We start from the raw sequence: 23,787 nt of genomic DNA, 5'->3' as shown, positions 1-23,787 counted from the left end.
GCGTTATTGCTTGGGTTTGCCCGGCCCGATCCGGTTCACGTCCAGCAGTTCGATGCGGAAGATCATCACGCTGTTGGCCGGGATCGGACCCTTGTCCTGCGCGCCATAGCCCAGGGCCGGCGGCACGTAGAGCATCCACTCGTCGCCCGCCTTCATGCGCTGCAGGGCGATGATCCAGGCCGGCACCAGGCCGTCCAGCGGGAACACCGCCGGCACGCCGCGCTCGTAGCTGCTGTCGAAGATCGTGCCGTCGATCAGCTTGCCTTCGTAGTGGACCTTGACCTCGTCGGCCTTGGTCGGGTGCATGCCGCCGTTCGCGCCTTCGCGCACCACCTTGTATTGCAGGCCTTCCGGCAGGGTGACGACGCCAGGCTCCTTGGCATTCTTGGCCATGAAGGCCTCGGCCGTCGCCAGGTTCTCCTGGGCCTTCTTGCTGGGACCGCAGGCGGCCAGGGTCAGGCCGGCGGCGGCCAGGGTGAGAAGCAGGGCGCGACGATGCATGAAGAACCTCGAACAATCAGGCCGTTCAGCTAGCACGAAGAGCCCCGGAATCCATCTCCGGATGAACACCGACCGGCTGATGCATACTTTTCACGGAACAGTGGTGGCTTTCGTCGTCGAGCTTTTCTAGAAACAGCGTCCCAATATTCAGACGAGCTGCTCATGAAACCCGTCCGTAAAGCCGTCCTTCCCGTCGCTGGCCTGGGCACCCGCGTTCTGCCGGGCACCAAGACGACCCCGAAGGAGCTGCTGAACGTCGTCGACCGGCCGATCCTGTCGTACATCGTCGAAGAAGGCCGCAAGGCCGGCATCGAGCACTTCGTCTTCGTCACCGGCCGCAGCAAGGGCGCGATCGAGGACTATTTCGACCACCAGGTCGAACTGGAAGCGCAGCTGGAAGCCAAGGGCAAGCTCGATATCCTCAAGCAACTGCGCGACGAGCTGCCCAAGCCGGGCGAAATGAGCTTCGTGCGCCAGATGGCTCCGCTGGGTCTGGGCCACGCGGTGTGGTGCGCCCGCGATATCATCGGCGACGAGCCGTTCGCCGTCATGCTGCCCGACGTCATCGTCGACGCCGATCCGTCGGCGCTGGGCCAGCTGATCGAGGTCTATGACAAGGTCGGCGGCGGCAACGTCATCGGCGTCGAGGAAGTCCCCGCCAGCGAGACCCACAAGTACGGCATCGTCGCCCCGGGCGAAGTGAACGGTCGCCTGGCCACCATGACCGGCATGGTCGAAAAGCCCGCCCAGGGCACCGCCCCCTCGAACTGGTCGATCGCCGGCCGCTACATCCTGCAGCCCGAGATCTTCGACCTGCTGGCCGAGCAGGAAAAGGGCGCGGGCAACGAGATCCAACTGACGGACTCGATGGCCAAGCTGATGAAGGCCCAGGACTTCCACGCCTATGTCTACGAAGGCGTCACCCACGACTGCGGCGACAAGATCGGCCTCTTGAAGGCGAACGTCGCCCTGGCCCTGAAGCGTTCGGACCTGGGCGCCGCGGCCCGCGCGGCCGTGGAAGCGGCGTTGAAGGCCTAGGCGCCACCTGCGAGACCGGGAAATCCTCTCGACAACCTTGGGCGGCGCCGACAATCTGGCGCCGTCCAGTTGGGGGATCCGATGCAGTATCTGAAAACCGCCTCTTTCGGCGGCCTGTTTGGCGTGACGTTCACGGTGGCGGCCAGCTGTCAGGTGGCTCTGACCCTGTTTGGCCTGATCGCCGCGTTCATGGCGCCTGGGATCTTCAAGATGAACGGCGAGGCGGCCAACAATCCGGTTCAGGCCGTCGGCGTCCTGATCTTCCTGCTGGCCGTGTTTCTCGTCATGAATGCCGGGATGTCGGCCCTCGGCGCGGGCCTCTGGCTGGGCGTCCGCAAACTGCTGCCGAACAAGCCCGCCTAAGTCCACTCGGCGAGGACGGCCTCGTCGTCCTCCGCCGCCCTGAAGGCCGCCGCGGCCTCGCCGACAAGTCGGCGGGCAGCCCAGACCGCCGCGCCGCGCACGACTGGCGCGGGGTCAGCCAGCAACGGCTCTACCACCGCCATCAGGCTGGCGTCGCCGCTGTTGCCGATCGCGTAGAGCACGTTGCGCACGAAGCGGTCGCGGCCGATGCGCTTGATCGGGTTCTTCGAGAACAGCGTCCGGAACTCAGCATCGTCCAGCACCGCCAGCTCGGCGAGTGACGGCTGCTTCAGCGCCTCGCGGGCCCGCAGCTTCGCCTCGCTCGACAGCGATGCGAACTTGTTCCACGGGCAGATCGCCAGGCAGTCGTCGCAGCCATAGATCCGGTTGCCCATCGCGGGCCGGAACTCCGCTGGGATCGGGCCGGCCAGCTCGATGGTCAGGTACGAGATGCACCGCCGCGCATCCAGCTGGCGCGGGGCCGGGAAGGCCTGCGTCGGGCAGATGTCCAGGCAGGCGCTGCACCGGCCGCAGTGATCAACCTCGGCCTCGTCGGGCGGCAAATCGAGCGTGGTCAGCACGCTGCCCAGGAACAGCCATGAGCCGAACTGGCGCGAGACTAGGTTGGTGTGCTTGCCCTGCCAGCCCAGGCCGGCGCGCTGGGCCAGGGGCTTTTCCATCAGGGGCGCGGTGTCGACGAAGACCTTCACGTCATTGCCGAAGCGGCGGTGCATCCAGCCGGCCAGCACCTTCAGGCGCTTCTTGATGACGTCGTGATAGTCGTCGCCCTGGGCGTAGACCGAGATCGCCGCGTCGCTCGTGGACTTGAGCTGCTCCAGCGGGTCGATGTCAGGGCCGTAGTTGACCCCCAGCACCACCGCCGACTTGGCGTCGGTCCACATGGCCGTGGGGTGCGAGCGCCGTTCCAGCGTCTCTTCCATCCAGCCCATGTCGCCGTGACGCTGCGCGTCGACGAAGGCCTTCAGCCACTCGCCGTTCGGCCAGCCGGCCGCCGCATCCGCGAAGCCGCAGGCCGAGAACCCCAGCTTCAGGGCCTCGGCGCGGATCTCGTCCTTGATGGCTTGAGGGCTAAGCTCAGAAATCGAGGTCGTCATAGTGCGCGGCCGGCGCGAGGCCGGGCCAGCGGTCGGCCAGGATCGGACGGAAGGCCGGCCTCGACTTCAGCTTCATGTACCAGGTCTTGGCCGTGGTGAAGTCCTTCCACGGCACGTCGCCGAAATAGTCGATCACCGACAGGTGCGCGGCGGCGGCGAAGTCGGCCAGGCTCATGCGGCGACCAGCCAACCAGTCGCGGGTCTGCAGCAGGCCGTCGATATAACCGAGGTGATGGCGCAGCGCCTCGCGGCCCTGGCGCAGGGCGGCCAGGTCCGGTGCGCCCATGCGCAGCAGGCGCTTTTCCATCTTCTCGTGCAGCAGGAAGCCGTTGACCTCGTTGTCGAACTTGCGGTCGAACCACTGCAGCAGGCGGCGGGCCTCGGCGCGCTCGCCGGCGTCGCGGCCCAGCAGCGGCGGCTCGCTCTCCGTCTCCTCGATATGTTCGAGAATGGCCCGCGTCTCGCAGACCACCAGGTTGCGCTGGTTGCGGGTCTCGACCAGCACCGGCGGCATGCCCGACGGGTTCAGCGAGGTGAACTCCGGCGGCATCTCCCAATAGCGGACCTGAATCTCGACGAACGGAAGCCGCTTCTCGCCCAGCGCCAGACGCACTTGTCGCGAGGCGGGGTCGAGGGGGAAGTGGTGAAGGGTGCGTTCGACGCTCATGCCCAGGTGCGCTCAGGCTGCATCGAAAGAGCGATGCGCCGCTTTGCTTAACAAGAAGTTGCCGAACGGGGTTTATCCAAGAAAAGCAGGCCTTTGTGCGGCGCTTTGACTCATTGTCCTTGGACGCGCGTCCGGGCGGCGAACCGTCCACACTTCGCCTGACGCGCTCGCTTAGCTGTTCATCCGCGCAATCAGGTTGGTCGTGCTCTGGCCCTGCTTCAACTCGGCCAAGACGACCTTGCCGCCATAGCCCAGCACCACGTCCGACCCGACCACCGTCTCGACCGTGTAGTCGGCGCCCTTGACCAGCACGTCGGGGCGGAAGGCCTTGATCAGCTCCAGCGGGGTGTCTTCGCCAAACAGCACCACCAAGTCGACCGACGACAGCGAGGCCAGCACCGTGGCGCGGCCCGTCTCCTTCTGCACCGGCCGGGTCGGACCCTTCAGCTTGGAGACCGAGGCGTCGGTGTTGAGGCCGACGATCAGCCTGTCGCAGGCGGCCTTGGCCTGGCTGAGCAGCGAGACATGGCCGGGGTGCAGGAGATCGAAGCAGCCGTTGGTGAAGCCAACCTTCAAGCCCCGCGCGCGCCAGCCTTCGACGATCGCCTTCGCCTGCTCGCGGTCGGCGATTTTGATCTCGCCCGGCTCGCCCTGGGCGGACGCCGCGACGGCGGTCAGTTCGGCGGCGGTGACGACGTCGGTGCCCAGCTTGGCCACCACCAGCCCGCCGGCAAGGTTGGCCAGGTGCGCAGCGTCGGGGAGGCTCGCGCCGGCCGCGACGGCCAGGGCCAGGGTGGCGGCCACGGTGTCGCCGGCGCCCGAGACGTCGAACACCTCGATGGCGGTGGCCGGCAGATGGACATGCGGCTGGCCACGCACCGACAGGGTCATCCCAGCGCCGCCGCGGGTGATCAGGGCGGCTTCCAGGCCCGGGGCCATGGCCAAGATCGCCGCGCCGGCGTCTTCCGAGGCCTCGTCGGAGTTTTCGGTGATGCCCGTGGCCTCGGCGGCCTCCTTACGGTTGGGCTTGATCAGGGTGGCTCCGTCATAACGGGCGAAGTCGCGGCTCTTGGGGTCGACGATCACCGGCTTGCCGGCGGCGCGGGCCGCGTCGATGGCGCCGCGCACAACCTCGGGCGTCAGCACGCCCTTGGCGTAGTCGGACAGCACCACGACGTCGGCCGAGGCCAGGCGCGCCTTAAAGGCGGCGAGCAGCGTAGGGGCGTCGCCGGGGCCACGATCCTCACGGTCGACGCGCAACATCTGGTGCGAGCCGGAGATATAGCGAACCTTCTCGGTCGTGCGGCGCTTGGCGTCGGTGACCAGCTCCGCTTCCAGACCATGCTCGGCGTCGATCATGCCGCGCAGGGCCGCGCCGGCGTCGTCCTGGCCAGCCAGGCCGATCAGCACCGCCTTGGCGCCCAGGGCCGCGACATTGCGGGCGACATTGCCCGCCCCGCCCAGCATGGCCGTCTCCTTCTCGACCGCGATCACCGGCACCGGCGCCTCGGGCGAGATGCGGTCGACCGCGCCATAGATGAAGCGGTCCAGCATCACGTCGCCAAGGACCAGCACGGTCTTGCCGGCGAAGGCGCGGGGGAGATGGGAGAGGGCGTCGTTCATGCGCAGTTCCGTACCCTCACGCCCCGAAAACTCAACCCTCGACGCTCTGGGCGAAAAGGCCGCCGTGGGGCTCGGCCTTACCGCGCGGGTCCGGGTGGATCAGGATATCCGCCGCCGGGAAGGCCGCCAGCAACCGGTTCTCGGCGTCGACCATGATGGTGTGCGCCTCGGCCAGCGAGATGTCGGCGGCCAGATCCGCATGCATCTGCATGTGAACGTAAGGTCCCGAAGCGCGGGTGCGCAGCTGGTGAATCCCTAAGATGCGCGGATCCGCCGTGGCCAGGGCCAGGATCTTGGCGCGGTCTTCCTCCGGCAGCTCGGTGTCCATCAGCTGGCCCGAGGCCTCGCGGAAGACGCCGATCGCGCCCCAGATCAGCCACAGCGCCACGACTAGGCCGGCCGCTGCGTCGACCCAGGACAGGCCCAGCCACGAAGCGGCCGCCACCCCGACCAGGGCCACGGCGTTCGAACCCAGGTCGGCGGCGTAGTGGGCGCGGTCCCCGGCGATGGCGATCGAGCCGCTGGCCTTCAGCACCCGCGTCTGGGCGGTGATCAAACCCAGGGTCAGGACGATCGAGATGATCATCACGATCACCCCCGCCAGGCCGTGCTCGACCGGACGCGGATTGAAAAAAGCGTGGAAAGCCTCGCGCCCGATCAGCGCCCCGGACGCGAACACCAGACCGCCCTGCATCAGACTGGAGAAGGCCTCGGCCTTGCCGTGGCCGAAACGGTGCTCGGCGTCCGGCGGGGCGGCGGCGTAGCGGACCGCGAACAGCGTCACCAGAGAGGCCACCAGGTCCAGGGCCGAGTCCGACAGCGAGGCCAGGATCGCCACGCTGTCGCTGGCCCGCCAGGCGATCGCCTTGACGATGATCAGAACGGTCGCCGTCGCCACGGACAGCAGGGCGACGTTGCGGGTGGCCTTCGGGTCGGCGGCGGCGGACAGGGACATGAGCCCTATCTACCGCAACCCACCCGGAAACCTAAGCCGCCGCGCGCACCTCGGGTCCGACATAGACCGACTGCGGCCGGATCAGCCGCCCGCCGGCCAACTGCTCGCGGGCGTGAGCCAGCCAGCCGGCGACGCGGCCCATGGCGAAGACGCAGGTGAAGCTGGACGGCGGCAGGCCCAGGGCCTCCAGTAGCAGCGCCGTGTAGAACTCGACATTGGTGTCCAGCGGCCGGTCGGGCTTGTGCTCACGCAGGATCTCCAGCGCCGCCTGCTCGACGGCCTCGGCGAAGGCCACGCGGCCCGGCAGGCTGGGCGAGGCCGCCGACAACTTGCGCACAGCCGCCTTCAGGGCGTCGGCGCGCGGATCGCGGACACGGTAGATGCGGTGGCCGAAACCCATCAGCCGATCGCCGCGCGCCAGGGCCTTCTCCAGCCACGGACGAGCGTTCTCGGGCGTGCCGATCGCGTCCAGCATCTCGATCACCGGCCCTGGCGCGCCGCCGTGCAGCGGGCCTTTCAGCGCCGACAGCCCGGCCAGCACCGCCGAGGTCAGACCCGCACGGGTCGAGGCGACCACCCGGGCGGCGAAGGTCGAGGCGTTGAGGCCGTGGTCGCAGACCGTGACGAGGTAGGCGTCCAGCGCGGCGGCCTCGGCGTCGGTGGCGGGCGCGCCGCGGGTCATGCGCAGGATGTCGGCGGCGTGCGATAGGGCGGGATCGGGCGCGACGGGGCTCTCGCCCTTGGCCACGCGCAGCACGGCGGGCGTGAACACGGCCGGGGCGGCGATCAGCAGCAGGGCGGTCGGCAGGTCGTCGCCGTCGGGCAGGCGGGCCAGCAGGGCGCGCATGGCCTCGACCGGATCGCGGCGGGCCAGGGCTTCGTCAAGGGCGGCGACCTCGGCGAAGGCGCGGACGCGGGCCTCGCCCAACGCGGGGGCCAGATCGCTGGGCGCATCCTCGAAGAAGCCGTCGAACAGCAGGTGAGCGGCCTCCTCGTAGCGGGTGCGGCCCGAGAGGTCCTCGACGGCGTAGCCCCGGATCACCAGGCGGCCCTTGGCCCCGTCGACATCGGACAGAACGGTGCGGGCGGCGATGACGCCCTCAAGACCATCGAACATGTGAGGTCTCCTTTCATCGCCCGATGAAAAGCGCCTGCGAGCCTTGATCGTCAATCTTGATCAATATAATCAATCTATATGGCGGATTGGCTCGACGCGGATCAGGTTCTGGAACGGCTGGGGATCAGGCCGCAGACGCTCTACGCCTATGTCAGCCGGGGCCGGATCGAGGCCGCCGCCCATCCGCACGACCCGCGCCGCAGCCTCTATCGTGCCTCGGACGTCGCCGCCCTGGCCCAGAAGAAGGCCCGAGGTCGCCGCGCCGCCGACGTGGCCGCGGAGGCCATCGCCTGGGGTGAACCGGTGCTGCCCTCGGCGATCACCACCGTGGCTGGCGGCAGGCTCTGGTACCGAGGCCGCGACGCCGTGGAGCTGGCCGAGCAAGGCCTGACGCTTGAGAACGTCGGCCGCCTTCTACGCGGCGGTCATGGCGCGGCGTTGAAGTCCTCGCGCCGTCCCGAGCCACCGGTCGCCGACAGCGCCAGAGCTCGCCTGTTCCTGACCCTGGCGGCCCGCGCCGGCCGCGAGCCCCCCGCCCGAGGCCGCGCGCCGCTGGCGCTCGCCATGGAAGCCGCCGACCTGCTGGAGGCCGTCGTCGACGCCGCGACAGGCCAGGCCGGCGAAGGCCCGGCCCACGCCCGCTTCGCCGCCGCCTGGGGCTTGGACACCGCCGGCGCCGATCTCGTCCGCCGAACCCTGGTGTTGCTGGCCGACCATGAGCTGAACGCCTCGACCTTCGCCGCGCGAGTGGCGGCCTCGACCGGCGCGTCGCTGTCGGCGGCCTGCCTGGCGGGGCTATCGGCGCTGTCCGGCCCCCTGCACGGCGGCATGGCCGCGCGGGTCGAGGCCTTTGTCGAGGAGGCCGAACGCCGCGACGCCGTCCATGCCGTCTCCGCGAGACTGGCCCGAGGCGCGTCGATGCCGGGCTTCGACCATCCGCTCTACCCCGACGGCGATCCCCGCGCCGCAGCGCTGCTGGCGGCCTTCGAGGCCCCGCCCCTGCTGGCCGAACTGCGCACGGCGACCGAGACGGCTACGGGCCTCGCGCCCAATATCGACTTCGCCTTGGTCACCCTGGCGCGAACCCTAAAACTGCCGCCCGACGCGCCGTTCATCCTGTTCGCCACGGCCAGGAGCGCGGGCTGGGCCGCACATGCGATCGAGCAGCTGCAGACGGGGCGGCTGATCCGGCCCCGAGCGCGGTATGTCGGCGTCGCCCCGGAAGGCTACTCGCCCTCCTCCTCGTCGTAGCCGACCAGCCGCAGCGCCCGCGCCGGCAAGCCTTCCAGTTCGCACCACCGCTCCAGGGCCTCCTCGCGGCCGTGGGTGATCCAGACCTCGCCGGGACGCAGCTCCGAGAGGGTCGCGGTCAGCTCATCCCAATCCGCGTGATCGGACAGGATCAGCGGCAACTCGACACCACGCTGTCTCGCCCTCGCCCGCACCCGCATCCAGCCCGAAGCGAAGCAGTCGACCGGATCCGGAAACCGCCGCGACCAGCGGTCGGCCACGGCGCTGGGCGGGGCGATGACGATCTGGCCGGCGAAGGCTTCCTTGGGTCCCGAGGCGGTGGCCGGCGCCAGCGGCCCGAGCTCCACGCCGTGGGCTTCGTACAGAGCGTTCAGCCTCTCCAGCGCCCCATGCACGAAGATAGGCTTTCCCCACCCCGCCTCCCGCAACAGCTTGATCACCCGTTGCGCCTTGCCCAGGGCATAGGCCCCGACGATGTGGCAACGCTCGGGGAACTGCTCGACCGAGGCCAGCAGGCTCCGGATCTCGCCCGCGTCGTCGGGATGGCGGAAGACCGGCAGGCCGAAGGTCGCCTCGGTGATGAAGACATCGCACGGCACGGGCTCGAACCGCGTGCAGGTCGGGTCGCGGCGGCGCTTGTAGTCGCCCGAGACCACCATGGTCAGGCCCTTCCAGCGCACCACCGCCTGGGCCGAGCCCAGCACGTGGCCGGCCGGGACCAGGGTCACCTCGACACCGTTGTGGGTGATGGTCTCGCCGTAGGGGACAGCCTGCCGGCGCCCGGTGAAATCCTCGCCATAACGCGTGGCCATGATCGCCAGAGTCTCGGGCGTGGCGGCGACCGTCCCGTGCCCGGCGCGGGCATGGTCGGCATGGCCGTGGGTGATCACGGCCCGGTCCACGGGGCGGACAGGGTCGATATAGAAGTCTCCCGGCGGGCAGTAGAGGCCATCCGGCCGGGGACACAGAAGGTCTTCGGGCTTGATCACGGCTGGATATGACAACGCGGAAGACGCTAAGCCTATCCCCGACGAGGAGCAGGCATGAGCGACAACGAACAGAGCCGCATGATCGCCACGGCGATGAACGAGGGCAGTCCGCAGGCCAAGGCCCTGGGCTTCACCACCCTGGAGATCGGCGACAGCGTCGCGATCCTGAAGGTCCCCTACCGGCCCGAGATCATCGGCGATCCCGAGACCGGGGTCATCGCCGGCGGCGTGGTCACCACCCTGCTGGACCACGCCAGCGGCCAGGCCGTGCATGCGTCGATGGAGACCTGGACCTCGATCGCCACGCTCGACCTGCGCATCGACTATATGCGCGCCGCCGAGCCGGGCCTGGACGTGCTAGCCCGCGCCCACTGCTACAAGCTGACCCGCTCGGTCGCCTTTGTTCGCGCGGTGGCCTATGACCGCGACCCGGAAGACCCCGTGGCCACCGCCCAGGCGACCTTCATGCTGGATAGCAGCGCCGGCAAGAAGCCGGGCGCCAACCTCAAGCCGCCGCGCGAACGGCGCGCCAAGACCGGGAGCGCCGACCAATGAGCGACGCCGACACCCGCCTGGTCTCGATGCTGGACGCCATCCCCTATGCCCGCTTCCTGGGGATCAAGGCCGAGCTGGCTGGCGACGAGATGACCGCCATCCTGCCCTTCGCCCACCACATCGTCGGCAATCCGATGCTGCCCGCTATCCACGGCGGGGTGCTGGGAGCCTTCATGGAGATGACCGCCCTGGCCCAGCTGTCGGTGGCCGCGCCGATGAAGCGCCAGCCGCGCACCATCGATGTCTCGATCGAATATCTGCGCTCGGGCCGGCCGCTGACCACCTACGCCCGCGCTAGCATCAAGAAGCTGGGTCGCCGCATCGCCAACGTCCATGTCGAGGCCTGGCAGGAGACACGATCGGCCCCCATCGCGACGATGCGTGGACTCTTTTTGGTGGCGCCCAGCGAGGATTAACGGTCCGGACCCGGAACAATCGTCTCAAAGGATAAAGTTTCCCAGGAAACTAAATTTGGCGACGACATTAATCCTCTGTAATGCCGATTAGGTGCGACAAAGTTTCTTAAATCGGCGTCATGAAGCATGAGTAACGTGCATTAACCGGAGTCAGCGCCTATATCCCTGATCACCGGACGCCGAGAGGGCGCCGGGCAACAAAAACAGGGATCAAGACCATGACCATGAAGACCAACGCCGTCGCCGGCCTCGCCTCGCTCGTTCTCGCGGTTCTGCCGCTCGTCGTCATCGCCGGTTCGCTCGCTTCGAGCCTGTAAGTGATCGCCGCGTAAACTCCGTCGGGCCGCCCTTTCGGGGCCGCTTCGACGGAGATGGCGAACAAGACCTAACGAGAATACAAAGACTTGGCCGTCCGATGCAGGATGGCGTGGCGCGCAGCCAAGCGGTCGATATCCGCGTCGTAGCCGCCACCGATGACCCCGACCACGGGGATCTCAAGAGAAAGACAAGCGCCCAGGACATAGGCCTCTCGTCGCGCCAGACCATCATCGGTCAGCGACAGACGGCCCAGCTTGTCGTCCGCATGCGGATCCACCCCCGCATTGAAGAAGACGATGTCCGGCCGGACGCTGCCCAGCAGCGCCGGCAGGATCTCTTCCAGCTTTTCCAGATAAGCCTGATCACCGGTCCCGTCGGCCAGCTCGACGTCCAGGTCGCTGACCGCCTTACGATGCGGGAAGTTCTTCTCGGCGTGCATCGAGAACGTGAAGACGCTGGGATCCCCCTCGAAGATCCGCGCCGTGCCGTCGCCCTGGTGGACGTCGAGATCGACGACCAGGGCCTGGCCGATCGCCCCTTCAGCCAAGAGCCGGCGCGCCGCCACCGCCACGTCGTTGAACACACAGAACCCCGCGCCGCTCTCGGCCGAGGCGTGATGGCTGCCGCCGGCCGTGTTGCAGGCGATCCCGTGCTCCAGCGCCAGCCGCGCCGCCAGCAAGGTGCCGCCGGTCGCCGCCCTGGCGCGGGTCGCGACACTGTCGGTATTGGGCATGCCGATCCGCCGGATCACATCGGCGGGCAGCGACAGCTCGATCACGCCCCGGACATAGTCCTCGGTGTGGGCCAGCTTCAGGGTCTCGACGTCGATGAATTCCGGCTTCACGAACCCCTCCGACCCCGGAACGCCCTCGGCCTCCAGCACGCTGGCTAGGCGCGAGAACTTATCCATCGGGAAGCGATGCCCGGCCGGCATCTCGGCGCGGAACGCAGGGTGGTGGATCACGGGCGGAGAAAGCGACATCGCCCCACGATGGGGAGCCGGCTCGCCTGACGCAAGGTGACGACTTGCAGGCCCGCCCCGACAGGCCTATCGCACTGCACCATGCAGACGACCGAGACCCTGTCCGACATCCTCGACCTCGAACCGATCGAGGTGAACCTGTTCCGCGGCGTCAGCCCGAACGACGGCTTCCCGCGCATCTTCGGCGGGCTGGTGATCGCCCAGGCCCTGCTGGCGGCCTACAAGACCGTGCCCGACCGGGTCTGCCACTCGCTGCACGCCTATTTCATCCGCCCCGGCGACGTGAACGCCCCCGTGCTCTACGAGGTCGAGCGGGCCCGCGACGGCGGCACCTTCACCACCCGCCGGGTGGCCGCCATCCAGCATGGCGAGCAGATCTTCAACCTGGCCGCCTCGTTCCAGACGCCGGAAGACGGCTTCGAGCACCAGTTCGAACGCCCCGACGCGCCCGATCCTGAGAGCCTGCCGACCGAGGCCGAGTTCCTGAAAAGCCTAGGCGACCAGATCCACCCCAAGATCGTCGCCCTGGCCGAGCGTCCGCGTCCGGTCGACACCCGCTGGGTCGACATGCAGAACCCGATGGCCCCGGTGAAGAAGTCCGGCACCAAGCAGGTGTGGATGCGCGCCAAGGCCCCGCTCGGCGACGACATCCGCATGCAGCAGGCGGCCCTGGCCTACGCCTCGGACATGGCCTTCATGGAAAGCGCCCTGCGCCCGCACGGCCTGATCTGGACCACGCCTGGCCTGCAGGCCGCCAGCCTGGATCACGCCATGTGGTTCCACCACCCGTTCGACTTCAACGACTGGACCCTGTTCGCCCAGGACAGCCCCAGCGCCTCGCAAGGCCGCGGCCTGGTGCGCGGCCAGATGTTCGGCAAGGACGGCCGGCTGGTGGCGTCGGTGGCCCAGGAATGTCTGATGCGGGTCCGCAAATAATCTAGAGCCTCTGATCCGCCGCCAGCGCCGCCGCCGGGTCGGCGATGGCGTCGGCGCGCTCCTTTTCCGACTTCGGGGTCGAGACCAGCGGCTTGGCGGCCGCGAGCGCGCGGCGGTAGGCCTCGGTCAAAGCGCCTTCCAGCGGGGTCTCGACGTCGGGCTGAACGCCCACGCCCTCCCAGCCCTTGCCGGTCAACGGATGGATCGCCTGGCCGTTGGGCACGAAAACCACCAGGCCAAAGCCCAGCGCCGGGGCCGGGCGATTGGACGGGTTGCCGCCGCCGCGGGTCCTGGTCCCGATCAACAGGCCGCGCTTGTTGGCCTGGATGTCGTAAGCGAAGCCCTCCGCCGCCGAGAAGGTGCGCGTTCCGGTGAGCACGAAGATCGGCTTGTCGGCGTACAGAGGTCCGGCCTGCGGCGTGTCGGCCTCGCGTTGCTGGATCTCCTCGCCGCCATCGGCCTTGCGCCAGTGCAGCTGAGCCATGACCAGCGGCGTCTTCGACAGGTGGCCGATGAGGCGGGCGTCCGAGGCCCCACCGCCGCCGGTGTTCTCGCGCAGGTCGATGATCAGGGCGTCCGTGTGCTGCAGCAGGCCCATGGCCGCGTCGATCATCCGTGCGCCCTCGGCCTCCTGCTCGAAGTAGCGCAGCTTCAGATAGCCGATATTGCCGGGCAGCCGCCGGGCGGCCATCAGGCCATAGGCCAGCCGCTGGTCGACCAGGGCCTGGTCCGCGTCGCTGATCGAGGCCGACGCGGCGCTGGTGGTCGCCACCGAAACCCTCAAGTGCAGATCCTCGGAGACCTTCAGGGTGATGGCGCTGAGCGCCTCGGCCAGGGCCTGGCGGTCGTGGATCTTGACGAGCTGGCCACGCTGCGCCTTCAGCGCGGCTTGGACCTTGGCGGCGCGAGCCGGGTCGAAATAGCCGTTCATGTCCGTGACCAGCGTGTCGACCACCTGGCCGGCCTGCTTGGCGGTCAGCTCCTCGGCGGCGAAAGCAAGGGTCGGCGACAGGCCCAGCAGGGCGGCGGTGGCGAGAGCGAGGGTCAGCGTGCGCATCAGGCTTTCCTGGAAAAGATCATGCGCCACAAACCGTGGCGGCGCTGTGATGTCCAAGCCTATGCGATGAGCCCCGCCCCGCCGTCGACGGGTTTGGCTAGACCGGCTCGATCCGCGCCACCCCGGCGACCGCCAGGCCGCGCAGCAGGGCCGCCGCCTGCATGCCGTTAGTCAGCTCGCCATCCAGCGCCATGCGGATCGCCTCGGCGGGCGTGACCCAGAAGCTTTCGATGCGCTCGCCAGGGTCGTCGTGCGGCTCGGCCACGCGGACGACGTCGCGGGCCAGGATGATGTGCGTGCGGTTGTTGTGGCTGGCGGCGTTGGAGCGGCTCTCGCCGATCTTGCTCAGGGTCCCAGCGCAGCCCGCTTCCTCGAGCAGCTCGCGCGCCGCGGCGCCGACCGGATCCGTCTCGCCAGGGTCCATGTTGCCCGCCGGCAGCTCGGTGGAGATGTCGCCATAGCCGTGGCGATATTGCCGGACCAGCAGGACGTTGTTGGCCGCGTCCAGCGCCACGACCTCGACCCAGTCGCGATATTCCAGGACGTAGTAGGGCGCGACCACCGCGCCCTCGTCGGTCACGCAGTCGTCGGCGCGCAGATGAATCCAGCGATCCTGATGCACGATGCGCGAGGCGGTGACCCGCCACTTTCCGTCCGACATCGCCGTAGACCTCTGATTAGTCGCGCTCGCCCAGCTCTTCGTCGTCGGCCGAGCCCTCTTCCACGGAGGGCCCTTCATGCTCGCCGACCAGAGCCGGCGGGTCGGCGAGGATCAGACCTTCGCCGATCTTGACCTCCGGCACAGCCGCCCGCGTGAACGGCAAGTACCAGGTGGGGCCGCCCAGGTCGGGGGTGATCTCGAGAATGTCGCCGGCGCCGAAATTCTGGACGCTCTTCACGCGGCCCAGCAGGACGTCGGTCTGGATGTGGCGGACCGACAGGCCCACCAGGTCGGTCAGGTAGAATTCGTCCTCGTCCGGCTCGGGCAGGGCCGAGCGGGGGACGTACAGGCGAAGACCCCGAAGCGCGTCGGCCGCTTCCTTGGTCTCGACGCCCGGACAGCGGCAGACGACGCCGTCCTTGGTCTTGCGGGCCGAGGCGATGGTCAGGGCGGCCGAGCCGTCCTGGCGCTTCAGCGTCTTGAAGGCCGCGATGCTCAGCGGGTCTTCGGTATAGGTCGTGATCCGCACCTCGCCGCGCACGCCGAAGCCGCCGGCCACGCGGCCGACCAGGATCATCGGGTCATCGGGAGAGGTCGCGGCCATGATGCAGACAGAGTCGCGCCGCCGCCTCGGAAAGAGACGGCGGCGCTGGAACCCTGATTAGCCTTCCGAGGCTTCTTCAGCCGGAGCTTCAGCGGCCACTTCTTCAGAAGCCGGGGCCTCTTCAGCAGGAGCTTCTTCGGCGGCCGGAGCAGCAGCAGCGGCGGCGGCGGCTTCAGCAGCGGCGGCCTTGGCGGCTTCAGCGGCTTCGGCGGCGGCGACCTTGGCGTCTTCTTCGGCTTGCTTGCGCTCTTCTTCACGCTGAGCGCGCTCGGCCAGGCGCTCTTGCGCCTTCTTGCCCGGAGCGCCCTTTTGCGGGTTGTTGCCGTGGGTCCAGGCGACCAGGCCTTGAGCGGCCAGGAAGCGGGCGACACGGTCGGTCGGCTGGGCGCCCTTCTTGAGCCACTCCTGGATCGACTCGACCTTCAGGGTGACGCGGTTGGCGTCGTCCTTCTTGAGGAGCGGGTTGTAGGTGCCGACCTTCTCGATGAAGCGGCCATCGCGCGGCGAGTGGCTGTCGGCGATGACGATCGAGTAGTACGGACGCTTCTTGGCGCCGCCACGGGCGAGACGGATCTTCAGCATTTGAGGTAGTCCTTAAGGTCTAAAGTTCTATTTCTTGAACGGGTTGAAGCCGGGCAGGCCCAGGCCGGAGAGAGGGTTGGGCTTGGCGTCGCCGCCGCCCCCGAGGCCCGGCAGACCGGGCAGCCCCGGGACGCCGCCAGGGCCTCCCGCTGCATTCGGATCGACGGCGGGCATCTTGCCGCCGCCCATGTTTTTCATGCGCGCCATGTCGCCGCCGCCCATCATCTGAGCCATGCGGGCCAGGCCCTTGCCGCCATCCTTGGACATGGCCTTGAACATGTCGGCCATCTGGCGGTGCTGCTTGAGCAGGCGGTTGATCTCGGCGACGTCGACGCCCGAACCGGCGGCGATGCGGCGCTTGCGCGAGGCGGCCAGGATGTCGGGCTTCTTGCGCTCTTCCTTGGTCATCGAGCTGATGATCGCCTGCTGGCGACGGAAGATGCTGTCGTCGATCCCGCTCTCGGAGATCTGCTTCTTGACCTTCTGGACACCGGGCAGCAGGCCCATGATGCCTTCCATGCCGCCCATCTTCTGCATCTGGCGCAGTTGGGCGGCCAGGTCGTCCAGGTCGAACTTGCCCTTGGCCAGCTTCTTGGCCATGCGCTCGGCTTCGGCATGGTCGAGGTCGGCCGCGGCCTTCTCGACCAGCGCCACGACGTCGCCCTGGCCCAGGATGCGGCCGGCGACGCGGCGAGCGTCGAACACGTCCAGCTGGTCGATCTTTTCGCCGGCGCCCAGGAACTTGATCGGCAGGCCGGTGACGTGGCGCATCGACAGCGCCGCGCCGCCCCGGCCGTCGCCGTCGGCGCGGGTCAGGATCAGGCCCGTGAGCGGCAGGCGCTCGTGGAACGCCTTGGCGGTGCGCACGGCGTCCTGACCCGTCAGGCTGTCGGCGACCAGGATAGTCTCGGTGGGCGTGGCGATGCGGGCGATTTCCGCCGCTTCGCTCATCATCGCCTCGTCCAGCGTGGTGCGGCCGGCGGTGTCTAGGATCAGGACGTCGTAGCCGCCCAGCTTGGCCACGCTCATGGCCCGCTTGGCGATGTCCGGCGCGCTCTGGCCGGCGACGATCGGCAGGCTCTCGACCTCGACCTGCTTGGCCAGGGTCGCCAGCTGCTCCATGGCGGCCGGACGACGGGTATCGAGTGAGGCGACCAGCACCTTCTTGCGCTCGGTCTTGCTCAGACGCAGGGCCAGCTTGCCGGTGGTGGTGGTCTTGCCCGAGCCCTGCAGGCCGGCCATCAGGATGACCGACGGCGGGTTCAGCGCCAGGGTCAGGCCGGTCGGCGCTTCGCCGCCCAGCATCTCGACCAGGCCGTCATAGACGATCTTGACCACCTGGTCGGCCGGCTTGACCGAGCGGATGACGGACTCGCCCGCGGCCAGTTCCTTGGCCTTGCTGATGAAGTCCTTGACGACCGGCAGGGCGACGTCGGCCTCGAGCAGGGCGACGCGGACCTCGCGCAGCGCCTCGTCGATGTCCTTTTCGGACAGCACGCCGCGACCGCCGAGGCGATCGAAGACGCCTGAAAGTCGCTCTGTAAGGCCGTCGAACATGTCGAACCCTGAGTAAAAACACCCGAGCATGACGGACGTCATGCTCGATTCCTAAGACGCCGCCTGCTCGCAAGCAGGCGGTGGCCAAACGCGATCAGCCCCCGTGGACGATCACGTCGACGGGGGTCCTCGCCGTCCTCGTCCGGATGAATCCTGCGCTAACAGGCCGGGGTCGTGACGGTGGAGGCGCTGCTGATAAAGCGCCGGAAGCCGGGGCTTATGTCTCAAAAAGCTGAAAGAGTCAAAAGAGACCCTCAAATCCGTCTTCCCGGCGAAAGCCGGGACCCAGATGGAAAAGCGCTGTGGCGGACTCCAAGAGCGATGAGCTTTTCCAATCAGCCCAACGCCCTGGGATCTGGACCCCGGCTTTCGCCGGGGAAACGGATGGGTGTGGGGTAAAGGCTTACGCCGTGCCCAGGAAGTCGCGCTTGCCGACCTCGACGCCGTTGTGGCGCAGGATCGCGTAGGCGGTGGTGATGTGGAAGAAGAAGTTCGGCATCGCTTGGCCCTGCAGATAGTCCAGGCCGTTGAAGGTCTTGGTCTCGCCACGGTGGACCAGCTGGACGTCACGCGCCTCGCCGCCCTCGAAGGCGGCGACATCCAGGCCTTCGACAAAGGCGATGGCGCGGTCGACGCGGGCGATCAGGTCCTCGAACGAGGTCTCGACATCGTCCCAAGCCGGCACCTCGGCTTGAGCGAGGCGCGCGGCGCCGCCCTTGGCGAAGTCGGTGGCGATCTGCACCTGGCGGATCAACGGGAACATGTCGGGGTACAGGCGCGCCTTCAGCAGGGCGTCGGGGTCCCACTTCTTGGCCTCGACCAGGGCGGCGGCCTTGGTCAGCACACCCTTCAGACCCTTCAGGCCCTGGACGAAGACGGGCACGCTGGCCTGGTGGATCGAGATCGACATGGAAAGCTCCGAAAGGAAGATGCGCCTAGATAGGACGGGCGTGTGACGACCGGAAGCGGAACGGTTGGCGCAAGCTGTGGGTTTTAGAGCCTCGGAATTCCCAACCCATGAGGTTTGCCATGAAAGTCAGCGACGCCATGACCAGCCAGGTCTCGGTCGCCCGTCCTACCGACAGCATCCGCAAGGTCGCCGAGACCATGGCCAAGGTCGACAGCGGCGTGGTGCCGGTCGTCGACAACGGCAAGGTCGTCGGCCTGGTCACCGACCGCGACATCGTCCTGCGCGTGGTCGCCGAAGGCCGAAGCTTCGACAGCGCCGTCTCGGACGTCATGTCCGACGGCGAGGTGCTGAGCGTGAAGGAAGACGACATCCTGGCCGACGCCACCGCCAAGATGGCCAACAATCAGGTCCGCCGCCTGGTCGTGCTCAACGACTCCGGCAACCTGACCGGCATCCTGTCGCTGGGCGACGTGGCCAAGGACTATGGCGCCAAGCAGGTCGGCAAGACCCTGGAAGAGATCTCCCAGGAGCCGGGCGACGCGGCGCACTAGAAACAAAAAGGGCGGCTCCATGGGGAGCCGCCCTTCTCGTATCAGCTTGAGTCTGAAGTCTTAGACCAGCGAGCTGTCGATGGACTTGCAGGCTTCCATCAGGCCCTGAACCGACTCGACCGACTTGGCGAACATGGCCTTTTCGGCGTCGTTGGTTTCGAACTCGACGATCTTCTCGGCGCCGCCGGCGCCGATGACGACCGGCACGCCGACATAGAGGCCGTCCAGGCCGTATTGGCCGGTCAGGAAGGTGGCGCACGGCAGGACGCGCTTCTTGTCCTTCAGGTACGAGGTCGCCATGGCGATCGCGCTTTCCGCCGGGGCGTAGAAGGCCGAGCCGGTCTTCAGCAGGGCGACGATCTCGCCGCCGCCCTTGCGGGTGCGCTCGACGATGGCGTCCAGCTTCTCTTGCGTCAGCCAGCCTTGCTTGACCAGTTCCGGCAGCGGCAGGCCGCCGACGGTCGAGTGACGGACCATCGGCACCATGTCGTCGCCGTGACCGCCCAGGGTCCAGGCGTGGATGTCTTCGACCGACACGCCGGTGGCTTCAGCCAGGAAGTAGGCGAAGCGGGCCGAGTCGAGGACGCCGGCCATGCCGATGACCTTTTCCTTGGGCAGGCCCGAGAACTGCTGCAGGGCCCAGACCATCGCGTCCAGCGGGTTGGTGATGCAGATGACGAAGGCGTTCGGGGCGTGGGCCTTGATGCCTTCGCCGACGGCCTTCATGACCTTCAGGTTGATGCCCAGCAGGTCGTCGCGGCTCATGCCCGGCTTGCGCGGCACGCCGGCCGTCACGATGCAGACGTCGGCGCCGGCGATGTCGGCGTAGTCGTTGGCGCCCTTCAGGGCCACGTCCTTGCCGAACACGGCCGAGGCTTCGGCGATGTCGAGCGCCTTACCCTGCGGGGTGCCTTCGGCGATATCGAACAGGATCACGTCGCCCAGCTCTTCGCGAGCGGCGATGTGGGCCAGGGTGCCGCCGATCATGCCGGCGCCGATAAGGGCGATCTTCGCGCGAGCCATGGGGTCTCCATCAAGGCTGTGGACAGTGGAATGTCGCGGCGCGGTCTAGACCCGTAGCGGCTCAGTCTCAAGCCCTCTTTCCGGTTTCGCTGCACTGCGGCAATGATGGGTGAACAACGATAAGAGGAACCGGACATGAGCAAGACCGATCCGGGCCATTTCTTCGAGCACTTCAAGCTGGGCCAGAGACTGGTCCACGCCACGCCGCGGACGATCACGGCGGGCGATGTCGCGCTGTACACGGCGCTTTATGGACCGCGCTTTTCGCTGTTCTCGTCCGATGAATTCGCCAAGAGCTGTGGCCTTCCCGCCGCGCCGGTCGATCCGCTGATCGCCTTCCACGTCGTGTTCGGCAAGACCGTGCCGGATATCAGCCTGAACGCGGTGGCCAATCTGGGCTATGCCGAGGGCCGGTTCCTGGCGCCCGTCTTTCCCGGCGACACCCTGAGCGCCGTCTCGGACGTGATCGGTCTGAAGGAGAACTCCAACGGCAAGACCGGCGTCGTCTATGTGCGCACGACCGGGACCAACCAGCGTGGCGAGGCGGTGCTGAGCTATGTGCGCTGGGTGATGGTGCGAAAACGCGATCCGGCGGCGCAGGTCGCCGAGCAGGCGGTCCCGACCCTGTCGGCGGCGGTGGCGCCGGCCGATCTGGTGATCCCGCCAGGCCTGGATTTCAGCGGCTATGACTGGGCCCTGGCCGGCGCGCCGCACGCCTTCGAGGACTATGCGGTCGGCGAGAAGATCGACCATGTCGACGGCATGGCGGTGGAAGAGGCCGAACACCAGATGGCCACGCGGCTGTGGCAGAATACGGCCAAGGTCCATTTCAACGCCTTCGAACGCAGCCAGGACCCGTCGGGCAAACGGCTGATCTATGGCGGGGTGGTGATCTCGACCGCCAAGGCGCTGTCGTTCAACGGCTTGCAGAACGCTGGCCTGATCCTGGCCATCAACGGCGGGCGGCACGTGGCCCCGTTCTTCGCCGGCGGCACGGTGTTCGCCTGGAGCGAGGTGCTGGACAAGGCCGACCTGGGTGAGGTCGGGGCCTTGCGGCTGCGATTGGTCGCCACGAAGGACCGGCCCTGCGCGGACTTCCCGGACAAGGATGGCGAAGGGGTCTACGATCCGGCGGTCATTCTCGACTTCGACTATTGGGCGGCGGTTCCGAAACGTGGCTGAAGACAAGCAAGCTTTCATTCTCGACCCCGCCTTCGCCGCCACGTCGCATATGGTGGCGGACCTGCCGCTCTGCCAGGCCAGGTTGCAGGACGACGCCCGTTATCCGTGGCTCGTGCTGATCCCCCGTCAGCCCGATCTCCGCGAGATCGAGGAGCTGGACACCGCCCATCGGATCCAGCTGATGGAGGAGATCGTCCTGGCCGGAACCGCCGTCCGCGCGGTCGGGGCGGCGCTGGGCCTGGCGGTCGACAAGCTGAACGTCGGCGCCCTGGGCAATGTCACCGCCCAGCTGCACGTCCATGTCGTGGGTCGCCGCAAAGCCGATCCGGCCTGGCCCGGTCCCGTCTGGGGCCACAGCCCGGCCGACGTCTATTCGACCGAAGCCCTGGCCGCGCCGATCGCGGCGGCGCGGAAGGCCCTGAAGGCCTAGCGCCGCTTCTTCGCTGAACTCTTCTTGGCCGTCGCCTTGCCGCGCTTGGCGGCGGTGGCCTTGGACGCCTTGCCGCCCTTGCCCTTCTTGGCGGTCGAGCCCTTGGACTTCTTGGCCGCCGCCGCGCATTTGGCCTTGGCGGCCTTCAGCGCCTTGCCCTTCTTGCCCTTGGTCGAGCAGGCCGGGGCGGCGGGAGCCGGACGGCTGACGGCGGCGCGCTGGGCGACCGGCCAGACATAGGGTCCGCGCCGATCGGTCTCATAGCCGGGCGGGGCCTGCGGGAGAATGTGCTCGGCCACCACCGCCACGGTCGCCCCGTCCTCGACCAGCTCGCCGGACCAGCGCTCATAGCCGGACGGCCGCAGGGTCAGGACCGAGGATTGGCCGACCTTGGGGCTGAAGCGCGCGACGACGGCGTCGCCCTCGCGGCGCAGGTCCTCGACCAGGCCGGTCGAGCCGACGCTGCCGGGCCGGCGCAGGTCGCGCCAGGCGCCTTCCAGCTCGCCATAGCCGCCGGCCTTGTCGACGATCTGCAAGGCGTAGATCTGGCCGCCGTTCGCGCCGTTGACGTTCCAGCCGCCGTCCAGCGGACCTTGCAGGCTCTGGGCGGCCGCCACCGAGCCCTTGACCCGCATCTCGTAGACCTGGGCTCGGGTCGGGCTTCCGTCCGGGGCCACGGTCGCTTCGGGCGGCGGGATCGGCAGGATCGTGCCGCGATGCTTGGGCGCGGGCTTGTTGGCCGTCTCGGCCTCTTCCTCGTCGGTGGTCTGGGCGCTCTGCGAGATCAGGTCGGCCAGCGGGTCGATCGCCTGCGGGACCTCGGGACCAGGTTGAGCCGGCGCCGTGCTGACAGGCGCGTCACTGACCGGAGGCGTCGCCACCTGCGGAACCGGTGCGGGCGCTGCCGGGGTCTGCGCCAGCGCGGGGCTGGCGACCATGACGACGGAGAGAACGATAGCCCGCATCAGAAACCTTCAACTGCCCCCTAGGCGCCCGCCGACCTCGCCGCGATAGCCTCCGCCACCGCGACCAGGCGCTCGGCCTGCGCCAGATGCAGACGTTCGGCCATCTTGCCGTCCACCCGCAAGGCGCCTTTGCCAGAATTTTCGGGCGCGTTGAAGGCGGCGATCACCGCACGGCTCCAGGCCAGGTCCTCGGGCGAGGGCGAGAACACCCGGTTGCAGATCTCCAGGTGCTTGGGATGGATCAGGGTCTTGCCGTCGAAACCGAAGTCGACGCCCTGCACGCAGACCGCCTCCAGCGCCGCCAGGTCCTCGATGTCGTTGTGCACCCCGTCCAGGATGGTCAGGCCATGGGCGCGGGCGGCCGCCACCGACAGGGTCAGCAGCGGCAGGAACGGCGCGCGATCCGGGGTCTGGCGGGCCCGCATCTCCTTGGCGAAATCGTTGACGCCCATGACCCAGGTCGACAGCCGCGTGCCATGGACCGCGCCGGCGATCTCCCACAGGTGGAAGGCGGCCTTGGCGGTCTCGATCATGGCCCAGAGGCGGGTATGCGGCGGCGCGCCGTTCAGATGCTGGTCGTACAGGCGCACATCGGCCGCATCGTCCACCTTGGGGACCAGCACCGCGTCCGGCCCGGCCTCGCGGGCGGCGGCCAGGTCTTCGGCGCCCCAGGGGGTATCCAGGCCGTTGACCCGGATCACCACCTCGCGCGGCCCAAAGCCCCCGGCCCTGACCGCCGCCACGGCCGCCTCGCGCGCCGCAGGCTTGCTCTCGGGCGCGACGGCGTCCTCCAGGTCCAGGATGATGATGTCGGCGGGGAGGGTGCGAGCCTTCTCGACCGCCTTGGCGTTGGAGGCGGGCATGTAAAGCGCGCTGCGGCGCGGACGAATAGCGGTGTCGGACATGCGAGAACTCCCTTGGCCCCTCGACCCTAAGCATCGCCGCGCCGCGACAAAAGCCTTCCCTTGGGCGCGTGCGGGCGTAGGGTCGCCGACATGAGCACCCGTTACGACAAGAGCGCCCGGAACGTCCTGGGCGGCGAACTGGCCGCCTGCTCGATGGACCCGGTCACCGGCTTCTATCGCAACGGCTGCTGCGAGACGGGTCCGCACGACCTGGGCCTGCACACCGTCTGCGCGGTGATGACCGACGATTTCCTGGCCTTCTCCAAGGCCCAGGGCAACGACCTGTCCACCCCGCGTCCCGAACTGGCCTTTCCGGGCCTGAAGGCCGGCGACCGCTGGTGCCTCTGCGCCGGTCGCTGGAAGGAAGCCCTGGACGCCGGCATGGCCCCCCAGGTGGTGCTGGAAGCCACCCACGAGGAGATGCTGGCCATTGTCACCCTGGGGGTGCTGAAGGACCACGCGGTGGCGTGACACGGCGTTTCGGCCTCACGCGGCCAGCCGCTGAAGGTGTGTGGGGAGGCGACGGAGCGGCCG

At 68.4% G+C, this 23,787-nt stretch carries 28 protein-coding genes; 11 read left to right on the top strand and 17 right to left on the bottom strand.

Annotation, left to right across the window (positions count from 1 at the left end; all coding sequences use genetic code 11):
• Positions 1–3: 3 nt before the first annotated feature.
• A complete protein-coding gene (locus J7528_RS16800) occupies positions 4–501 on the bottom strand; it encodes an FKBP-type peptidyl-prolyl cis-trans isomerase (RefSeq protein ID WP_291876692.1) in 498 nt (165 codons plus the stop codon).
• A gap of 162 nt (positions 502–663) precedes the next feature.
• Here J7528_RS16800 and J7528_RS16795 point away from each other — a divergent pair, with 162 nt between their 5' ends.
• Positions 664–1,539 carry a UTP--glucose-1-phosphate uridylyltransferase gene (locus tag J7528_RS16795; protein WP_291876689.1) on the top strand — a complete coding sequence of 292 codons (876 nt, stop codon included), beginning with the start codon at positions 664–666 and terminating at the stop codon, positions 1,537–1,539.
• Between the two features lie 81 nt (positions 1,540–1,620).
• Positions 1,621–1,902: a hypothetical protein gene (locus J7528_RS16790; protein ID WP_291876686.1), complete on the top strand. Its 282-nt coding sequence runs from the start codon at positions 1,621–1,623 to the stop codon at positions 1,900–1,902.
• Here the strand turns inward: J7528_RS16790 and queG are convergent.
• The 5 genes from queG to J7528_RS16765 form a co-directional block, all read right to left on the bottom strand.
• On the bottom strand, positions 1,899–3,017 hold the full coding sequence (gene queG, locus J7528_RS16785) for a tRNA epoxyqueuosine(34) reductase QueG (RefSeq protein ID WP_291876682.1): 1,119 nt from the start codon (positions 3,015–3,017) through the stop codon (positions 1,899–1,901). The genes J7528_RS16790 and queG overlap by 4 nt on opposite strands.
• Positions 2,998–3,684, bottom strand: a complete 687-nt coding sequence (gene fzlA, locus J7528_RS16780) for an FtsZ-binding protein FzlA (protein ID WP_291876679.1) — start codon at positions 3,682–3,684, stop codon at positions 2,998–3,000. Before fzlA ends, queG begins: the two co-directional genes overlap by 20 nt.
• A 171-nt stretch (positions 3,685–3,855) precedes the next feature.
• Positions 3,856–5,307, bottom strand: a complete 1,452-nt coding sequence (gene rfaE1, locus J7528_RS16775; protein WP_291876677.1) for a D-glycero-beta-D-manno-heptose-7-phosphate kinase — start codon at positions 5,305–5,307, stop codon at positions 3,856–3,858.
• A gap of 31 nt (positions 5,308–5,338) precedes the next feature.
• Positions 5,339–6,262, bottom strand: a complete 924-nt coding sequence (locus J7528_RS16770; RefSeq protein ID WP_291876675.1) for a cation diffusion facilitator family transporter — start codon at positions 6,260–6,262, stop codon at positions 5,339–5,341.
• A gap of 31 nt (positions 6,263–6,293) precedes the next feature.
• On the bottom strand, positions 6,294–7,379 hold the full coding sequence (locus J7528_RS16765; protein WP_291876672.1) for a citrate synthase/methylcitrate synthase: 1,086 nt from the start codon (positions 7,377–7,379) through the stop codon (positions 6,294–6,296).
• Positions 7,380–7,457: 78 nt separating this feature from the next.
• Here J7528_RS16765 and J7528_RS16760 point away from each other — a divergent pair, with 78 nt between their 5' ends.
• Positions 7,458–8,630: a citrate synthase family protein gene (locus J7528_RS16760; protein ID WP_291876669.1), complete on the top strand. Its 1,173-nt coding sequence runs from the start codon at positions 7,458–7,460 to the stop codon at positions 8,628–8,630.
• On the opposite strand, the gene J7528_RS16755 is transcribed toward J7528_RS16760, so the two are convergent.
• On the bottom strand, positions 8,606–9,634 hold the full coding sequence (locus J7528_RS16755) for a ligase-associated DNA damage response exonuclease (protein WP_291876666.1): 1,029 nt from the start codon (positions 9,632–9,634) through the stop codon (positions 8,606–8,608). The genes J7528_RS16760 and J7528_RS16755 overlap by 25 nt on opposite strands.
• Before the next feature lie 39 nt (positions 9,635–9,673).
• Between J7528_RS16755 and J7528_RS16750 the strand changes: the two genes are divergently transcribed.
• From J7528_RS16750 to J7528_RS16740, 3 genes are all read left to right on the top strand, one after another.
• The gene (locus tag J7528_RS16750; RefSeq protein ID WP_291876663.1) at positions 9,674–10,174 is read left to right on the top strand and encodes a PaaI family thioesterase; all 501 of its coding nucleotides are present in this window, start codon (positions 9,674–9,676) and stop codon (positions 10,172–10,174) included.
• Positions 10,171–10,590, top strand: coding sequence for a PaaI family thioesterase (locus J7528_RS16745; RefSeq protein WP_291876661.1), 420 nt, complete (start codon positions 10,171–10,173; stop codon positions 10,588–10,590). The genes J7528_RS16750 and J7528_RS16745 overlap by 4 nt, the downstream gene beginning before the upstream one ends.
• A 218-nt stretch (positions 10,591–10,808) precedes the next feature.
• Entirely contained in the window at positions 10,809–10,907 is a 99-nt protein-coding gene (locus J7528_RS16740) for a hypothetical protein (RefSeq protein WP_004617191.1), read from the top strand.
• A gap of 68 nt (positions 10,908–10,975) precedes the next feature.
• Here the strand turns inward: J7528_RS16740 and J7528_RS16735 are convergent, their stop codons facing one another.
• Positions 10,976–11,890 (bottom strand): histone deacetylase, encoded by a 915-nt coding sequence (locus tag J7528_RS16735; protein WP_291876658.1) that lies wholly within the window; start codon positions 11,888–11,890, stop codon positions 10,976–10,978.
• 81 nt (positions 11,891–11,971) lie between these two features.
• Here J7528_RS16735 and J7528_RS16730 point away from each other — a divergent pair, with 81 nt between their 5' ends.
• Complete coding sequence (locus tag J7528_RS16730) at positions 11,972–12,826, top strand: acyl-CoA thioesterase II (RefSeq protein ID WP_291876655.1); 855 nt, start codon at positions 11,972–11,974, stop codon at positions 12,824–12,826.
• 1 nt (position 12,827) lies between these two features.
• Here J7528_RS16730 and J7528_RS16725 read toward each other — a convergent pair whose 3' ends face one another.
• From J7528_RS16725 to J7528_RS16700, 6 genes are all read right to left on the bottom strand, one after another.
• On the bottom strand, positions 12,828–13,883 hold the full coding sequence (locus J7528_RS16725; protein WP_291876653.1) for a S41 family peptidase: 1,056 nt from the start codon (positions 13,881–13,883) through the stop codon (positions 12,828–12,830).
• 97 nt (positions 13,884–13,980) lie between these two features.
• Positions 13,981–14,544, bottom strand: coding sequence for an NUDIX hydrolase (locus tag J7528_RS16720; RefSeq protein ID WP_291876650.1), 564 nt, complete (start codon positions 14,542–14,544; stop codon positions 13,981–13,983).
• A 16-nt stretch (positions 14,545–14,560) separates the two neighbouring features.
• Positions 14,561–15,148, bottom strand: a complete 588-nt coding sequence (rimM, locus tag J7528_RS16715; protein ID WP_291876648.1) for a ribosome maturation factor RimM — start codon at positions 15,146–15,148, stop codon at positions 14,561–14,563.
• A gap of 57 nt (positions 15,149–15,205) precedes the next feature.
• Complete coding sequence (rpsP, locus tag J7528_RS16710) at positions 15,206–15,730, bottom strand: 30S ribosomal protein S16 (protein WP_291876646.1); 525 nt, start codon at positions 15,728–15,730, stop codon at positions 15,206–15,208.
• A 27-nt stretch (positions 15,731–15,757) separates the two neighbouring features.
• Positions 15,758–17,287 (bottom strand): signal recognition particle protein, encoded by a 1,530-nt coding sequence (gene ffh / locus J7528_RS16705; RefSeq protein ID WP_291876644.1) that lies wholly within the window; start codon positions 17,285–17,287, stop codon positions 15,758–15,760.
• Positions 17,288–17,690: 403 nt separating this feature from the next.
• Positions 17,691–18,197, bottom strand: a complete 507-nt coding sequence (locus J7528_RS16700; protein ID WP_291876642.1) for a DUF1993 family protein — start codon at positions 18,195–18,197, stop codon at positions 17,691–17,693.
• A gap of 119 nt (positions 18,198–18,316) precedes the next feature.
• Here J7528_RS16700 and J7528_RS16695 point away from each other — a divergent pair, with 119 nt between their 5' ends.
• The gene (locus J7528_RS16695) at positions 18,317–18,748 is read left to right on the top strand and encodes a CBS domain-containing protein (protein ID WP_291876639.1); all 432 of its coding nucleotides are present in this window, start codon (positions 18,317–18,319) and stop codon (positions 18,746–18,748) included.
• Positions 18,749–18,808: 60 nt separating this feature from the next.
• Here J7528_RS16695 and mdh read toward each other — a convergent pair whose 3' ends face one another.
• A complete protein-coding gene (gene mdh, locus J7528_RS16690) occupies positions 18,809–19,771 on the bottom strand; it encodes a malate dehydrogenase (protein ID WP_291876636.1) in 963 nt (320 codons plus the stop codon).
• 135 nt (positions 19,772–19,906) lie between these two features.
• Between mdh and J7528_RS16685 the strand changes: the two genes are divergently transcribed.
• Both J7528_RS16685 and J7528_RS16680 read left to right on the top strand, forming a co-directional pair.
• Positions 19,907–20,953: a MaoC family dehydratase gene (locus tag J7528_RS16685; RefSeq protein WP_291876633.1), complete on the top strand. Its 1,047-nt coding sequence runs from the start codon at positions 19,907–19,909 to the stop codon at positions 20,951–20,953.
• A gap of 49 nt (positions 20,954–21,002) precedes the next feature.
• Complete coding sequence (locus tag J7528_RS16680; protein ID WP_291876935.1) at positions 21,003–21,383, top strand: HIT domain-containing protein; 381 nt, start codon at positions 21,003–21,005, stop codon at positions 21,381–21,383.
• Here the strand turns inward: J7528_RS16680 and J7528_RS16675 are convergent.
• Together J7528_RS16675 and J7528_RS16670 are read right to left on the bottom strand one after the other, a co-directional pair.
• Positions 21,380–22,348: a hypothetical protein gene (locus J7528_RS16675; RefSeq protein WP_291876631.1), complete on the bottom strand. Its 969-nt coding sequence runs from the start codon at positions 22,346–22,348 to the stop codon at positions 21,380–21,382. The two genes, J7528_RS16680 and J7528_RS16675, sit on opposite strands and share 4 nt — an antisense overlap.
• A 20-nt stretch (positions 22,349–22,368) precedes the next feature.
• Entirely contained in the window at positions 22,369–23,253 is an 885-nt protein-coding gene (locus J7528_RS16670; protein WP_291876628.1) for a CoA ester lyase, read from the bottom strand.
• 90 nt (positions 23,254–23,343) lie between these two features.
• Between J7528_RS16670 and J7528_RS16665 the strand changes: the two genes are divergently transcribed.
• Positions 23,344–23,724 (top strand): DUF2237 domain-containing protein, encoded by a 381-nt coding sequence (locus J7528_RS16665; RefSeq protein ID WP_291876626.1) that lies wholly within the window; start codon positions 23,344–23,346, stop codon positions 23,722–23,724.
• Positions 23,725–23,787: the final 63 nt, after the last annotated feature.

This window comes from Caulobacter sp., assembly GCF_017744445.1.
Classification (GTDB): domain Bacteria; phylum Pseudomonadota; class Alphaproteobacteria; order Caulobacterales; family Caulobacteraceae; genus Caulobacter.
The sequence above is the reverse complement of the archived record's forward strand: the minus strand, read 5'-3'. Positions and strand labels throughout refer to the sequence as shown.

Bases quoted from the DNA above. Each gene is read 5' to 3' on its own strand.
- J7528_RS16800 (WP_291876692.1), bottom strand. From the start codon at position 501: ATGCATCGTCGCGCCCTGCTTCTCACCCTGGCCGCCGCCGGCCTGACC.
- J7528_RS16795 (WP_291876689.1), top strand. From the start codon at position 664: ATGAAACCCGTCCGTAAAGCCGTCCTTCCCGTCGCTGGCCTGGGCACC.
- J7528_RS16790 (WP_291876686.1), top strand. From the start codon at position 1,621: ATGCAGTATCTGAAAACCGCCTCTTTCGGCGGCCTGTTTGGCGTGACG.
- queG (WP_291876682.1), bottom strand. From the start codon at position 3,017: ATGACGACCTCGATTTCTGAGCTTAGCCCTCAAGCCATCAAGGACGAG.
- fzlA (WP_291876679.1), bottom strand. From the start codon at position 3,684: ATGAGCGTCGAACGCACCCTTCACCACTTCCCCCTCGACCCCGCCTCG.
- rfaE1 (WP_291876677.1), bottom strand. From the start codon at position 5,307: ATGAACGACGCCCTCTCCCATCTCCCCCGCGCCTTCGCCGGCAAGACC.
- J7528_RS16770 (WP_291876675.1), bottom strand. From the start codon at position 6,262: ATGTCCCTGTCCGCCGCCGCCGACCCGAAGGCCACCCGCAACGTCGCC.
- J7528_RS16765 (WP_291876672.1), bottom strand. From the start codon at position 7,379: ATGTTCGATGGTCTTGAGGGCGTCATCGCCGCCCGCACCGTTCTGTCC.
- J7528_RS16760 (WP_291876669.1), top strand. From the start codon at position 7,458: ATGGCGGATTGGCTCGACGCGGATCAGGTTCTGGAACGGCTGGGGATC.
- J7528_RS16750 (WP_291876663.1), top strand. From the start codon at position 9,674: ATGAGCGACAACGAACAGAGCCGCATGATCGCCACGGCGATGAACGAG.
- J7528_RS16745 (WP_291876661.1), top strand. From the start codon at position 10,171: ATGAGCGACGCCGACACCCGCCTGGTCTCGATGCTGGACGCCATCCCC.
- J7528_RS16740 (WP_004617191.1), top strand. From the start codon at position 10,809: ATGACCATGAAGACCAACGCCGTCGCCGGCCTCGCCTCGCTCGTTCTC.
- J7528_RS16735 (WP_291876658.1), bottom strand. From the start codon at position 11,890: ATGTCGCTTTCTCCGCCCGTGATCCACCACCCTGCGTTCCGCGCCGAG.
- J7528_RS16730 (WP_291876655.1), top strand. From the start codon at position 11,972: ATGCAGACGACCGAGACCCTGTCCGACATCCTCGACCTCGAACCGATC.
- J7528_RS16725 (WP_291876653.1), bottom strand. From the start codon at position 13,883: ATGCGCACGCTGACCCTCGCTCTCGCCACCGCCGCCCTGCTGGGCCTG.
- J7528_RS16720 (WP_291876650.1), bottom strand. From the start codon at position 14,544: ATGTCGGACGGAAAGTGGCGGGTCACCGCCTCGCGCATCGTGCATCAG.
- rimM (WP_291876648.1), bottom strand. From the start codon at position 15,148: ATGGCCGCGACCTCTCCCGATGACCCGATGATCCTGGTCGGCCGCGTG.
- rpsP (WP_291876646.1), bottom strand. From the start codon at position 15,730: ATGCTGAAGATCCGTCTCGCCCGTGGCGGCGCCAAGAAGCGTCCGTAC.
- ffh (WP_291876644.1), bottom strand. From the start codon at position 17,287: ATGTTCGACGGCCTTACAGAGCGACTTTCAGGCGTCTTCGATCGCCTC.
- J7528_RS16700 (WP_291876642.1), bottom strand. From the start codon at position 18,197: ATGTCGATCTCGATCCACCAGGCCAGCGTGCCCGTCTTCGTCCAGGGC.
- J7528_RS16695 (WP_291876639.1), top strand. From the start codon at position 18,317: ATGAAAGTCAGCGACGCCATGACCAGCCAGGTCTCGGTCGCCCGTCCT.
- mdh (WP_291876636.1), bottom strand. From the start codon at position 19,771: ATGGCTCGCGCGAAGATCGCCCTTATCGGCGCCGGCATGATCGGCGGC.
- J7528_RS16685 (WP_291876633.1), top strand. From the start codon at position 19,907: ATGAGCAAGACCGATCCGGGCCATTTCTTCGAGCACTTCAAGCTGGGC.
- J7528_RS16680 (WP_291876935.1), top strand. From the start codon at position 21,003: ATGGTGGCGGACCTGCCGCTCTGCCAGGCCAGGTTGCAGGACGACGCC.
- J7528_RS16675 (WP_291876631.1), bottom strand. From the start codon at position 22,348: ATGCGGGCTATCGTTCTCTCCGTCGTCATGGTCGCCAGCCCCGCGCTG.
- J7528_RS16670 (WP_291876628.1), bottom strand. From the start codon at position 23,253: ATGTCCGACACCGCTATTCGTCCGCGCCGCAGCGCGCTTTACATGCCC.
- J7528_RS16665 (WP_291876626.1), top strand. From the start codon at position 23,344: ATGAGCACCCGTTACGACAAGAGCGCCCGGAACGTCCTGGGCGGCGAA.